The 12,461-nt window shown below is 69.7% G+C and carries 12 protein-coding genes; 7 read left to right on the top strand and 5 right to left on the bottom strand.

Going from position 1 to position 12,461, the window contains the following annotated elements; genetic code table 11:
• The gene (locus tag BLR21_RS31160) at positions 1–927 is read right to left on the bottom strand and encodes a LuxR C-terminal-related transcriptional regulator (protein WP_176929879.1); all 927 of its coding nucleotides are present in this window, start codon (positions 925–927) and stop codon (positions 1–3) included.
• Between the two features lie 183 nt (positions 928–1,110).
• Between BLR21_RS31160 and BLR21_RS31155 the strand changes: the two genes are divergently transcribed.
• Positions 1,111–2,904, top strand: coding sequence for a S8 family peptidase (locus BLR21_RS31155; protein WP_218131013.1), 1,794 nt, complete (start codon positions 1,111–1,113; stop codon positions 2,902–2,904).
• A gap of 96 nt (positions 2,905–3,000) precedes the next feature.
• Positions 3,001–3,750 (top strand): PIG-L family deacetylase, encoded by a 750-nt coding sequence (locus tag BLR21_RS31150; protein ID WP_090011616.1) that lies wholly within the window; start codon positions 3,001–3,003, stop codon positions 3,748–3,750.
• Between the two features lie 22 nt (positions 3,751–3,772).
• Here the strand turns inward: BLR21_RS31150 and BLR21_RS31145 are convergent, their stop codons facing one another.
• From BLR21_RS31145 to BLR21_RS31135, 3 genes are all read right to left on the bottom strand, one after another.
• On the bottom strand, positions 3,773–6,643 hold the full coding sequence (locus BLR21_RS31145; RefSeq protein ID WP_090011613.1) for a bifunctional RecB family nuclease/DEAD/DEAH box helicase: 2,871 nt from the start codon (positions 6,641–6,643) through the stop codon (positions 3,773–3,775).
• A gap of 101 nt (positions 6,644–6,744) precedes the next feature.
• Positions 6,745–7,407 (bottom strand): non-homologous end joining protein Ku, encoded by a 663-nt coding sequence (ku, locus tag BLR21_RS31140; protein ID WP_090011611.1) that lies wholly within the window; start codon positions 7,405–7,407, stop codon positions 6,745–6,747.
• 94 nt (positions 7,408–7,501) lie between these two features.
• On the bottom strand, positions 7,502–8,887 hold the full coding sequence (locus BLR21_RS31135) for an SDR family oxidoreductase (protein ID WP_090011609.1): 1,386 nt from the start codon (positions 8,885–8,887) through the stop codon (positions 7,502–7,504).
• Between the two features lie 36 nt (positions 8,888–8,923).
• Here BLR21_RS31135 and BLR21_RS31130 point away from each other — a divergent pair, with 36 nt between their 5' ends.
• From BLR21_RS31130 to BLR21_RS31110, 5 genes are all read left to right on the top strand, one after another.
• Positions 8,924–9,643, top strand: a complete 720-nt coding sequence (locus BLR21_RS31130) for an HAD family hydrolase (RefSeq protein ID WP_090011607.1) — start codon at positions 8,924–8,926, stop codon at positions 9,641–9,643.
• A complete protein-coding gene (locus BLR21_RS42845; protein WP_176929878.1) occupies positions 9,640–9,810 on the top strand; it encodes a hypothetical protein in 171 nt (56 codons plus the stop codon). The genes BLR21_RS31130 and BLR21_RS42845 overlap by 4 nt, the downstream gene beginning before the upstream one ends.
• 43 nt (positions 9,811–9,853) lie before the next feature.
• Positions 9,854–11,056 carry a DUF4231 domain-containing protein gene (locus BLR21_RS31120; protein ID WP_090011762.1) on the top strand — a complete coding sequence of 401 codons (1,203 nt, stop codon included), beginning with the start codon at positions 9,854–9,856 and terminating at the stop codon, positions 11,054–11,056.
• A complete protein-coding gene (locus BLR21_RS31115) occupies positions 11,053–11,469 on the top strand; it encodes an SLATT domain-containing protein (RefSeq protein ID WP_030475518.1) in 417 nt (138 codons plus the stop codon). The genes BLR21_RS31120 and BLR21_RS31115 overlap by 4 nt, the downstream gene beginning before the upstream one ends.
• 159 nt (positions 11,470–11,628) lie before the next feature.
• Positions 11,629–11,829 (top strand): hypothetical protein, encoded by a 201-nt coding sequence (locus BLR21_RS31110; protein ID WP_084401971.1) that lies wholly within the window; start codon positions 11,629–11,631, stop codon positions 11,827–11,829.
• Here the strand turns inward: BLR21_RS31110 and BLR21_RS31105 are convergent.
• The gene (locus BLR21_RS31105; RefSeq protein ID WP_176929877.1) at positions 11,748–12,431 is read right to left on the bottom strand and encodes a DUF2306 domain-containing protein; all 684 of its coding nucleotides are present in this window, start codon (positions 12,429–12,431) and stop codon (positions 11,748–11,750) included. The two genes, BLR21_RS31110 and BLR21_RS31105, sit on opposite strands and share 82 nt — an antisense overlap.
• Positions 12,432–12,461: the final 30 nt, after the last annotated feature.

Genomic DNA, 12,461 nt, shown 5'->3' with positions numbered 1-12,461 from the left:
CTACAACCAGCCTCGCCGCATCGCCTGAACGCCCGCCTGGAACCGCGTCTGCGCGCCGCACCGGTCCATCAGCTGCCGCACCCGGCGCTGCACCGTGCGGGGCGCGAGCCCCAGCTGCCGTGCGATCGACTCGTCGGTCAGCCCGGCGGCGAGCAGCCCCAGCAGGTTCGGGTCCACGTCGGCGGCCGCCGCGTAGATCCCGCCGGGGCTGAACGGGATTCCCTTCTCCCAGTACAGCTCGAACGTCGAGCGCAGCACGTCCAGCAGCGCGGACGGCCGGATCAGCAGCACCTGGTCGACCACGTCGCCGTTCACGACGGGGAGCACCGCCGCGTGCAGGTCGATCACCGCGAGCTTGAACGGCAGCGTCGGCGTGACGCGGGCGCGTTCGCCGGCCGCGACCTGGTCGATGATCTCCGTGACCCGGCCGGGAATGTCGACGGCGGAACGGTCGTAGACGACCCGCCACTGCACGTCCCGTTCCCGCGTCTCGTCCTCCAGCGCGACGTGCTGGCCCAGCGGCGTCACGTACGGCGGCTGGTCGAGCACGCAGACCTCGCCGCGGGCGCCGCGCAGCAGGGCGTGCCACAGCTCGCGGACAGCGTCCACACCGGACACCACCTCGACGAACGCGTTGTCCGCCAGTTCCTCGTCGCGGTTGCGCAGGTACAGCTCCATCAACGGGCCGATGTCCGCGCGGGCCCGGCGGTTGGCCTCCTCGCGGGCCGCGATCAGCGCTTCCACGGCCAGGTCCGGCGCCACGGCCTGCCACACGTCACCGGGCAGGTGCCGGACCAGACCCAGCTCCCGCATCTCCTCCAGCACCGGGACCGCGACGCCGATCTCGGCTGTGGTGCGGCTTCCGCCCGTTACCAGCAGCTCGTAAACGGCCGTTAGCTCCGGCGCGACGCCCAGGTGTCCAAACACGGCCACCATTGTGCGCCATTCGGCGCAGTACCCCTGTCGTGAACACGCCAGTGTCGTCAAACAGCCTCGACTAGACCTGTTTTCGCAGGTGTGACCCGGCTTACGGTCCTCCCACCTCCGCAGCCGGTTCAGAACACTGACGCCCTCAACGGCACGCGAAGGCCCTGCGTGGAAGGACCTCACGTGAACGGATTGCGACGCACGAGTGTGTGCGCCGCGGCAGTTTCCGCCGCCGTGCTCAGCGTTGTCGCCCCATCGGCGACCGCAGCCCCCGCCCAGATCCAGTCCCAGCCGGACTCGACCCAGGTGAACCGCCCCTTCGAGCGGCTGATCGTCGGCTACAAGCCCGGCACCGCCGAAGCCTCGTCCGACTCCGCTGCCTCGGACGACGCCCGTAGCAAGGGCAAGTCCGTGCACCGCCGCATGTCGAGTGGCGCGGTCGTCGTCGACCTCGGCGCGAAGACCACGAACGCCGACAACACGATCCAGGCGTTCAAGAACGACCCCGACGTCGCGTTCGTCGAGCCGGACCTGCTGATGCAGCCGTTCGCGGACCCGAACGACACCGAGTACTCCCGGCAGTGGGACCTCTTCGAGGCCACCGCGGGCATGAACGTGCCCAGCGCGTGGTCCAGCACCACCGGCGCCGGTGTGACCGTCGCGGTCATCGACACCGGTTACGTCGCGCACAGCGACCTGGCGGACCGGGTCGTCGCGGGGTACGACTTCGTCTCCGACTCGGCGCGTGCCCGTGACAACAACGGCCGCGACTCCAACCCGGCCGACGAGGGTGACTGGGTGGCGCGCGGCGAGTGCGGCACCGACATGTTCGGCAACCCGGTGCCCGCGCAGGACCAGGGCTCGTCCTGGCACGGCACGCACGTGGCCGGCACGATCTCCGCGTCCACCAACAACGGCAAGGGCATCGCGGGCATCGCCTACGACGCCAAGATCCAGCCGTTGCGCGTGCTCGCCAAGTGCGGTGGCGCCACCTCGGACATCGCCGACGCGATCACCTGGGCTTCCGGCGGCACGGTGACCGGCGTGCCCGCGAACCAGACGCCCGCCAAGGTCATCAACATGTCGCTGGGCGGCAAGTCCTCCTGCTCCACGACGTACCAGAACGCGATCAACGGCGCCATCAACCGCGGCACCACGGTCGTCGTCGCGGCCGGCAACTCGAACGACAACGTCGCGAACTACACGCCGGCCAACTGCAACGGCGTCGTCACCGTCGCGGCGTCGTCCCGTGAGGGCAACCGGACGTTCTACTCGAACTACGGCACCCGCATCGACATCGCGGCGCCCGGCGGCGAGACCCGTCGCGGCACCGACACCCCTGGCACCATCACCACGCCGCAGAACGGCATCTGGTCGACGCTGAACGCCGGCACCACCGTTCCCGGTGCCGAGAACTACAAGCCGTACCAGGGCACGTCGATGGCCGCCCCGCACGTCGCGGGCCTCGCGGCACTGCTGGTCGCGAAGAAGCCGTCGCTCACGCCGGCCCAGGTCAAGGACCTGATCAAGACCAACGCCCGTCCGCTTCCCGGCACCTGCTCGGGTGGCTGTGGCGCCGGTCTCGCGGACGCCGCCAAGACCGTGGCGGCCATCGACACGACTCCGCCGCCCTCCGGTGGCCTGGAGAACACGACCGATGTCGCCATCGCGGACCGCAGTACGGTGACCTCGTCCATCACCTCCACGGTGACGGGCAATGCCTCCTCCACCACCAAGGTCGGTGTGGACATCGTCCACACCTACCGCGGTGACCTGGTGATCGACCTGATCGCGCCGGACGGCACCGCCTACCGGCTGAAGAACTCGTCCTCTTCGGACAGTGCCGACAACGTGGTGGCGACCTACACGGTCAACGCCTCGTCCGAGGTCGCGGCGGGCACGTGGAAGCTGCGGGTCCAGGACGTGTACTCCGGTGACACCGGGTACATCAACGCCTGGAACCTGACCCTGCGATAGCTCCACGAGTTCGCCGAGGGGCGGCGCCTCCCAGCCTGACTCTGGGGGAGCGCCGCCCTTTCACGTGCCGGGCACCTCACGGGTAACGTCGCGGACATGGCCACACTGGTGACTTTCCACGCCCATCCCGACGACGAGTGCATCGTGACCGGTGGCGTGATGCGCAAAGCGTTCGAGGAGGGCCACCGGGTCGTGCTCGTCGTCGCGACGCGCGGCGAGGCCGGGGAGGTGCCGGACTTCCTGGAGGAGGGCGAGGAACTCTGGCAACGCCGCGTCGTGGAGACGCACGCGGCGGCGGACCTGCTGGGGGTCGCGCGCGTGGAGTTCCTGGGGTACCGCGACTCCGGGATGATGGGCGACGAGCTCAACGACCAGCCCGGTTCGTTCTGGACCGCGGACGTCGAGGAGGCGGCGCGGAAACTCGCGGCGATCCTCGTCGAGGAGGACGCGAAGGTGTTCCTGACCTACGACAGCTTCGGCGGTTACGGGCACCCGGACCACATCCAGGCGCACCGGGTCGGCATGCGCGCCGCCGAGATCGCGGGCACACCGGCCGTCTACCAGGCGATGGTGCGCGAGTCGGAGTTCCGCGAGGCGTTCCGGATGGCCGGCATCGAGGATCCGGGGCCGCTCGGTGAGGGCGCGGTGCCGGAGTCGGAGATCAACGTCGGCGTCGACGTCTCGAAGTACCTGGAGGTGAAGCGGCAGGCGATGCGCGCGCACGCCTCGCAGATCCCCGAGCAGTCGTTCTTCCTGTCGCTGGACGAGCCCACGTTCGCGCACGCGTTCGGCACCGAGTGGTTCATCCGCGAGGGCCACGAACCCGCGACCGCGCTGGATCTCTAGGGGGCTGAACAACGCCGTGGTGTCACCACGGATAGATCCGCATGTTCTCGGTCAGGCCGATCGTGCCCGCTACCAGCCGCATCTGCTCCACGCCCCGCACGTCGGCGTCCAGCAGCCGTGGCGAGCAGATCATCACGGCGAGCGTCTGGGCACGGGACAGGGCCACGTTCAATCTGTTGCGTGACAAAAGAAAGTCCAGGCCACGCGGGAGGTCGACGGTGGACGAGGACGTCATGGACATGATGACGGCCGGCGCTTCCTGGCCCTGGAAGCGGTCCACGGTGCCCACCCGGGTCTCGGTGAACCCGGCGTCGGCGAGCCGGCGCCGGATCACCCGTACCTGCAGGTTGTAGGGCGCCACCACGAGAATGTCCGCATCGGTCAGTTCGCGCGTTGTGCCGTTGTCCGTCCAGGTACGACCGACGATCGCGCGCACCGTGTCCACCACGGCCTCGGCTTCCTCCACGGACGACGTGATGTTGTGCCGGTGGTCGACCTCGCGCAGGTAGATCCCGGGCTCGATGCCGGAGATCGACCGATGGGCGGCCGTGTCGTGCGAATGGAGCAGTCCGGCATAGGAAAGTTCGGACACGGGACGACAGACCGCCGGGTGCATCCGCCGCGTCTCGGCCAGGAAGTAGCCCAGATGCGCGGGAATGACGTCCGCGTCGCCGAGGAGGTGGCCGAGCGCCGAAGCGTCCGAACCGGGCGGGTGCACGCCCTGCACGACCTGCGGCAGTTGCTGCGGATCGCCCAGCAGCACGAGGTTGCGCGCCGCCGTCGCCACCGCCACCGCGTCGGCCAGGGCGAACTGGCCGGCCTCGTCGATGATCATCACGTCGAACGGCCGCGCCTTGATCACGGCGTTGGAGAACGTCCACGCCGTGCCGCCGACCAGGTGCCCCTGCGGGTGTTCCTCGCGCCACTGCGCCAGCGCGCCGTTGCTCTTCGGCTGGTCCCAGGGCAGGCCTTCTTCTGGCTTCTTCTCCTTGGGGCGCTTGGCCATCGGGATGTCCGGGTCGACGCTCGACAGCACGTTCTCCACGGCCTTGTGCGACGTCGAGGTCACCGCGACCGTCTTGCCCTGGTCGATCAGGTGCCGCACGAGCTTGGTCGCGAGGTACGTCTTGCCGGCGCCGGGCGGTCCCTGCACCGCCAGCGTCCCGCCGTCGAGCTGGTCGACGGCCTTGATCACGGCCTGCACCACGTCGTCGTGCTGTGGCAACGGTTGCGCGGGCGGCGTGCGCAGCAACAGGTCGATGCCGGGGTTGCGGGGGAGCAGCGGCAGCAGGCTGACGGCCTGCTCGGCCAGTTCCGCGACGGCCTCGTCCTTCGGTGACGCGGGCACCGGACTGCCCGGCAGCACGGCGATCGGCAGGTCGGAGTGTTCCTGCGAGTTGCTCTCGGTCAGCACCAGCTCGTACGGATTGTCGTCCGCCACCACGGCGTTGCGCGTCACGTTGCCGGGGTAGAGCAGCCGGACCTGCTCGCCGGAACCGAACGGGTGCGGACGTTCCGGGTCGATCCGCGCGTGCACCTGCCGCTTGTGCGTCCGGACCCGCCCGGCCGGAGGCACCCAGTCCTCGGCCTTGAGCGTGATCGGCACCGCGCAGTTCGAATCCGTCTCCAGGTCGGAGATCGGCGCGAGGGCCTGCCGGAAGTAGTCGCCCCACGCCGGACTCGCCTCACGCCGGTGGTAGCCGACCGTCGCCGCGAACAACGCGTGCCCCTCGGCGAGCAACGGCTCGGTCAGCGCCGCCATCCGGCGCGCCCGCTCGGCCGCCTTCTCCAGCGCCGTCTCGTCGCGCTCCTGCGGCGGCGCGGTCTCGATCTCCCGCTCGACCTTGACGCGGTGCAACAGATCCCGCAGTCCGCGAGTGGGAATCTCGTCGTCCAGCAACGGCTTCAGCGCCGGCAGCGTGTACTCCCGTGTGGACACTCGCAGCACCCGCCGCGTCAACGCGCCCAGGTCGACACAGCGCCGCACCAGTTCGTCCACTTCGGACTCTTTGGTCGCCGTCCGTGCGGCCCGTCCAGCGAGGTCGTGCGGCATGAAGTGGTACACCGTGCCGGCCGGTGTCCGGTCGACGAACTCCTCGAACGTCCCGTGCCAGCCCGGCGTCCGGAACGTGTCGCCGTCCACTTCCAGGAACACGTCGTCGTCGGCCGGCTCCGGCAGGTTCGCCAACGCCTCCGGCGCCACGACCTCGTAGGTGATGACCCCCGTGCGTTCCTGCTGCACCTGCAGCCGGGCCTGCGCGGTCAACGCCGTGAACGACGCGGGGGAGAGGGTGGCGGGCCGGTTTTCGGTCGCGGCAAGCGCGTCGATCGTGTCAATGCCGGCCGAAACCAGCTTCCGCCGCTGGTCAGCACGAAGACCGGCCACGAGCGACAGGTCACGGGCCTCCTCGCGACCAGAAGCGCAGTGACGAGCGAACCGGCACCCGTTGCAGGCCGCCCGCACGTCACCCCAGGACCGCTTCGGTGCAGGTGAGGGCTTCGCGAGCCGAGTTCGCAACCGCCCCAGCAGAGGAGTGAAGTCAGCGACGCGGAAAGACGTCCGGCGGCCGTCGATGATCAGGTGCGCGCGCGGGGAATCCACCGCCTGCGCGGCCGCGACCAGCGACAACACCGCCAGGGGAGTGGCGTCTGAGGCCTCCTCGCACGGCTCGTAGCCGTCGGCCGTGCGCACGAGGGTCTGAGCGGTGCAGTGGAACACGCCGTCGAAGAACACGGCGTTCTCGACCAGGTCCGCGCCGGCCCGCATCTCGGCGGCGGTGCGTTCAGCGGCCTTGACGAGCTCGCCGGGGTCGCCCTGCCGATCGCCCCGCCCCAGGTAGCTGCGGTGCTCGCACTCGAGCAGGTCGACGAGATCGGACGGGCTGGCGAGCATGGCTGCCGATGCTAGCGCGCCCTGACGGCACGGGCGCGCGACCCGCGTTCATCCCCGGCGCGCGGGTCGCGCACCCGCACCACCAGGAGCGGGCGGAGGGCCTAGACGTTCGCCTCAACCAGGTGCAGCAACGCCTCGTGGTGCGTGTTCGGGTAGTCGTGCGGCCGGAACGGACGCGTCTGCGCCCGCACCAACGCCGCCGCAGCGGCCAGCTCACCGGTGCGCACCTCGGTGTCCCGGTGCAGGAACGCGAAGTGCGGCTCGCGGACCTCGTCGGGCCACAACAACGTGTGCAGCACCAGAACACCATGCTGTGGCCGGATGGCGGCCAGCGTTTCCCTGCTCCGCAAGGCGAACTTCACGATCGCGGCGGTCTTGGTCCGCTCCAGCGTCTCCCGCAGCAGCACGTAGGACCGCACGGCCAGGTCGTCCGGCTCCACGTAGTAACTGCGGTGCAACGCGACCGGGTCCACGTCGACCTGCGGCGCGAACTGCTGCACGTCGATCACGCCGTCCTCCGGCGCCGGCAGGTCGCCCGGATCGATCTGCACGATCCGGCCGTCGTCGAGCTCGTAACCCCGCCCGATGTCCTCCGGCGTCAGCCGCAGTGAGCACTCGCCGCACACCTGTTGGTGGCGCACGCGGCCACTGTCCTCGCGGTGCACCAGGTGCACCTTGCTGCGATGTTCGGTGGCCGCGGACACCAGCCGCACCGTCATCGTCGACATCCCGAACCGAAGTGCTCCCCGCCACACAGTTCTCATGACAAATGAGTACTCGAACAAGTGTTCAAATACGCCTGTGACCTGACGAAAGGGCTCGTTCGGGTGCGTCCGACGGGTGCCTCGGACGCGTGCGTCACCAAGGCGAGGGCGCGTAGTCCTTCAGGAAGCAGCCGTACAGGTCCTCGCCGGCCTCGCCGCGCACGATCGGGTCGTACACCCGCGCCGCGCCGTCGACCAGGTCCAACGGGGCGTGGAACCCCTCTTCGGCGAGCCGCATCTTCATCGGGTGCGGGCGCTCGTCGGTGATCCAGCCCGTGTCGACGGCCGTCATCAGGATGCCGTCGGCCTGCAGCATCTCCTCGGCGCTGGTGCGCGTCAACATGTTCAGCGCGGCCTTCGCCATGTTCGTGTGCGGGTGCCCGGAACCCTTGTAGGCGCGGGAGAACTGGCCCTCCATCGCCGACACGTTCACCACGTACTTGCGGCGGTACGACGACTTCGCCATCGAGGCGCGCAGCCGCGAGATCAGCAGGAACGGCGCCGTCGAGTTGCAGAGCTGCACCTCCAGCAGCTCGACCGGGTCGACCTCCTCGACGTTCTGGATCCACGAGTTGACCGGCGCGGTGTCCGGCACCAGGCCGCCCGCGTCGATGTCCTTCGAGCCCGCCATCAACGCGAGCGTCGTCACCGAGTGCGCCTCGGGCACGGCGGTGCCGGGCAGCGCGAGCTGGCCGTGGCCACCGAACGAGATCAGCTCGGGACGGCGGGCGTCCCCGGTCAACGCCTCGTGCTCGGCGGTAGCCAGCGGCGCATAGGCGTTGGAGGAGCGGCGCACGGTCTGGGCGGCGTTGTTGATCAGGACGTCGAGTGGGCCGCGGGACGCCACCTCGTCGGCCAGCGCCAGCACCTGGGCCGGGTCGCGCAGGTCGATACCGACGATCTTGAGCCGGTCGATCCAGTCGGCGGCGTCGGGCATGGAGGCGAACCGCCGTGCCGCGTCCTTGGGGAACCGGGTGGTGATGGTGGTGTGCGCGCCGTCACGCAGTAGCCGCAGCGCGATGTACATGCCGATCTTCGCCCGCCCGCCGGTCAGCAGCGCGTTGCGGCCCGTCAGGTCCGTGCGGGCGTCGCGCTTGCCGTGGTTGAAGGCCGCGCAGGCGGGGCAGAGGTTGTGGTAGAAGGCGTCTACCTCGACAAACCTCGTGCGGCAGGTGTAGCAGGACCGGGCGCGCAGCAACGTGCCCGCCGTGGCTCCCTGAGCCGTCGACACGAGGGGAAGACCCTGCGTCTCGTCGTCGATTCGGTCCGGCGACCCGGTGGCCGTCAGCGCGGTGACGGCGCGGTCGTTGGCCACGATGGCGGCCTTGCGCTCGGTTTTGCGGAACTTCTTCGCGGCCTTGAAGATCTTCGCGGTGGCCCGGCGGACGCGCACGGCGTCGTCGTGTTCCGCCGGCAGGTCCTCGACCTGGGCAAGCACGCGCAGGCAGACTTCCAGCTCTGCGGGGTCGATCGAGGTCATGAGCAGCGATTTTACGCGTTGAGGGGTGGTGGTCCGGTGACCGGGCCCGAACTGCTGGTGCTGTGGGACATCGACAACACCCTGATCTCGGCCCGCGGCTTCGGCGGGCTGATGTACCGCGAGGCGTTCCGGAGCGCCTTCGGCAGGGAGCTCAGCGGCCCCGTGGACCTCGGTGGCCGCACCGAGGCCGACCTCATCGAGGAGACGCTGCGCCTGCACGGCATCGAGCACACGGAGCAGGCGGCCCGGCTCCTCGCCGACGCGCTCGCGCACTCCTTCGAGTCCAGACGCGCCGAGCTGCCCGGCCACGGCGAGGTGCTGCCGGGGGCGTTGGCAGCCCTCCAGCACTTCGCGGACGATCCGCGGGTGCACCAGGGCGTGCTGACGGCGAACCTCAGGAGCGTCGCGCTGGTCAAGCTGGAGGAGTTCGGCCTGGCGCACCTGGTCGACTGGGAGGTCAGCGCGTTCGGCGACGAGCACGCCGACCGTGCCGAACTGGTGACGTTCGCCCGTGAACGCGCGCGGCGCATCCGGCCGTTCACCCATGAGGAGGTCGTGCTCATCGGCGACACGCCGCACGACGTGTACGCGGCGACGAAGGCGGGCGTGCGGCTGGTCGCGGTGGCCACCGGCCGCAGCAGCGCGGACGACCTGCGCCGGGCCGGGGCCGAGATCGTCCTCGGCGACCTGGCGGACCTCGATGAGTTGACCAGGCAGGTGTGGAAGCACGCGCCGCCGGGAAACCGCACGGCATGAACCCCGAAGCACCCGACGCGGACGTCCAGGAGCAGCAGCGCGAGGTCGTTCCGCGGGAGCCGGCCGAGACGCCGGACACGCCGCCGGACACGCCGCTGGAGGCGGACGAGGCCGACGCCCAGGAGCAGCGCCAGGAAGTCCCCGTGGACGACGAGGATGAGGTCTAACGGGCTCTGGCCCTCGATCGATCACGGCGTTATGGTGCGCGGCATGCCCACAGCAGGCGGCCCGACAGTCAAACGGCTGTCCCAGCCGGACGCCGACATCAAACCCAAGGCCCTCGGCTTGCCCCGAGGCCGCACGGTGATCTCGGTCTTCGGCTCCACGGAAGACATCGAGACGGATCTCGCCGCGAAGTTGTTGCCGGTGCTCAGATCCGTCGTCGTGACCGCGGCGCGCAACGGCGCCGTGTTCGTCACCGAAGGCACCGACCGAGGCGTTGTCCACTTGCTGGGCATGGCTTTGCAGGCGTGCGAGCAGCGTTGGCCCGTCGTGATCGGAGTCGCGCCGAGCAGCAAGGTGCACGACCTGACCGAGAGCGCCACGAACGGTCAGATCCCGCTGGAACCCAACCACAGCGTCGCCGTCATCGTCCCCGGTTCGGAGTGGACGGACGCGACCCCGGTGCTGTTCCGCACGATCGACGCCGTGCGCCACAAGAAGCCCGTCGTCGCCCTCGTCGTCGGAGGCGAGAGCGAGCAGGAGGTCGTCGACCACCTCAGCGGCGACAACCCGTTGCTGGTGCTCGCCGGCACGGGCGGCCTCGCGGACCGCATCGCGACCGGCGGCCTCACCGGTGACCTCGCGGTGCTGGTGCGCAGCGGCAAGATCTTCATCGTCCACGTGGACGAGGGTGCCGGTAAGGCCGTCACCGCGCTGGAACGGTTGCTGGGCAAGGAAAAACCCGTCAAGCCGCCGAGGATCCTGCCCAAGGTCCGGTACCGGGCGCCGGAGGCACGGCCGTTGGTCGATCCGGGTTTCGTCGTCGCGTACCCGATGCTCGCCGACGCCATCCACGACGCGAACCAGGTCGTCGCGCCGGCGTTCCAGGAGCTCGACGCGGAAGCCGGCGTCGAGCAGAACCGCTACCGGCTCACGGCCGTGCTCGCGATCGGGGGCGGCCTGACGACGACGGTGTTCGCCGCGCTGCAGACGTGGCTGAAGGACACGCCGTGGCCGGGGGTGCTCGTCGTGGCGGGTGGCGCGTTCGCCGCGGCCATCACGATCGTGGCGCGCAAGCGGGAGTCGCTCGACAAGTACCTGACGGCCCGGTCACGCGCGGAACGCCTGCGGGCGTTGTACTTCGCGCACCTCGCCTCCGTGGCGCCCGCCACCGAGGAAGAGCGCCAGGACAAGGTGGCGGACCTGGAAGCCGCGGTCAGCAACCGCAAGCACGAGGTGGTCAGGACATGAGCGACAAGCTGAGGCAGGCCCAGTTCGTCGAGGCGTACCTGCGCCACCGCTTCCAGGACCGGCTCGACCACTTCGAACGCAGCCGCAAGCGCTACTCCCGCGCCCGCACGTGGACGGTCGCTCTCTCCGCGGCGCTGTTCATCGCCGCCGCCGCGGCCGCCGCGATCGGCATGGCGGACGGGCCGCGCAGGGCCATGTGGGCTTTCGTGGCAACGACTCTGGCCGCTCTGGGCACCGCCATGTCGCTGTACGAGGCGACGTTCGGGTTCCGCCGCCTGGCGCGGGAGAGCGCCACCACTTCCGTTGCGCTGCAACGACTTGCGGTGGACGGTCCCACGCCGGACGACGTGGACGACGAACGGCTGGTCGCATTCGTGACCGAAGTGGAGTCGGTGCTGAGGTACGGCCGGTAAAGCCGGATCCCGGCGGAAATCGCCGGCCTTGGTTTCATGAAAACGCTTCCACGGTTTACACGCAGCGTGGGTGATCGATTACGGTAAGCACAGGTTCTGGTGTTTCGGCCACCTAGTTGTCATGATGACGACATCCCCCGATGCGGAAGCAGGCACGACATGACTTGGGCGCGTCCCGCGATCGCCGAGCCCGAAACCGGCACCTTCGCCGAGGCCAAGGCTCTGGAAAAGGAGCACAGCACGATCCAGAACAGCAAGGCGGCACGCACCGTGGCCTGTCACGCCACGGACGCGCTCGACTGCGCCGACCTGCTGGAGATGCTCGGCCTGAGCGCCACGGAGGGCAAGGTCCGGGTGTAACCCCGCGACTGGATCCACCACTCGGCCACCAGCAGGTTCACCACGAACGACAGCCAGTTCGCGGTGGCGAAGAGGAGCAGCCCGTCCCCGTCGGGCAGGAGTGCGCCGAGAGCCAGGCCCCATAGGCGACCCATCACGGCGGCGCCGGTGAGTGCGAAACCGCGGATCATCCAGATGCGGTGTTCGCCGAACTGGCGCCGCCGTGCTGTCTTCAGGCCGTACACCGCGCTGACGAACCACAGCACCGACAGGACCGTCAGCGGCGCGGACGACGCCAGGCCGGCCAGTGAGAGCTGGGCGCACACGACGCCAAGCACTGACGACGGCAGGACCGCCGCGAAATAGACGCGTCCCATCACCCGGTGCACGCGCGGATGCCGGGCGCGCAGGCCCGGCCAGAACTGCGAGACACCCGCCAGGACCGCGACCGTTCCGGTGAAGATGTGCGCGACCAGCAGGCCGTAGTGGACGGGTCCGTGCAGCGGCGGCCTGGCCTGGCTCATGTCCAGCGTGACGTACGCGCTCGCCGCGAAGATCGTTATCGCCACGCAGACCAGTCCCGACACCGCCAGCCAGGCGGCGTACCCTCGTGAAGTCCTCATGCTCAGAAGCCTGTCAACGGCTTCACTCGA

The sequence above is a fragment of the Lentzea albidocapillata subsp. violacea genome (assembly GCF_900100275.1).
In the GTDB taxonomy this organism is placed as follows: domain Bacteria; phylum Actinomycetota; class Actinomycetes; order Mycobacteriales; family Pseudonocardiaceae; genus Lentzea; species Lentzea violacea.
The sequence above is the reverse complement of the archived record's forward strand: the minus strand, read 5'-3'. Positions and strand labels throughout refer to the sequence as shown.

Bases quoted from the DNA above. Each gene is read 5' to 3' on its own strand.
- BLR21_RS31150 (WP_090011616.1), top strand. From the start codon at position 3,001: ATGGCCACACTGGTGACTTTCCACGCCCATCCCGACGACGAGTGCATC.
- BLR21_RS31145 (WP_090011613.1), bottom strand. From the start codon at position 6,643: ATGCTCGCCAGCCCGTCCGATCTCGTCGACCTGCTCGAGTGCGAGCAC.
- ku (WP_090011611.1), bottom strand. From the start codon at position 7,407: ATGAGAACTGTGTGGCGGGGAGCACTTCGGTTCGGGATGTCGACGATG.
- BLR21_RS31135 (WP_090011609.1), bottom strand. From the start codon at position 8,887: ATGACCTCGATCGACCCCGCAGAGCTGGAAGTCTGCCTGCGCGTGCTT.
- BLR21_RS42845 (WP_176929878.1), top strand. From the start codon at position 9,640: ATGAACCCCGAAGCACCCGACGCGGACGTCCAGGAGCAGCAGCGCGAG.
- BLR21_RS31120 (WP_090011762.1), top strand. From the start codon at position 9,854: ATGCCCACAGCAGGCGGCCCGACAGTCAAACGGCTGTCCCAGCCGGAC.
- BLR21_RS31115 (WP_030475518.1), top strand. From the start codon at position 11,053: ATGAGCGACAAGCTGAGGCAGGCCCAGTTCGTCGAGGCGTACCTGCGC.
- BLR21_RS31110 (WP_084401971.1), top strand. From the start codon at position 11,629: ATGACTTGGGCGCGTCCCGCGATCGCCGAGCCCGAAACCGGCACCTTC.
- BLR21_RS31105 (WP_176929877.1), bottom strand. From the start codon at position 12,431: ATGAGGACTTCACGAGGGTACGCCGCCTGGCTGGCGGTGTCGGGACTG.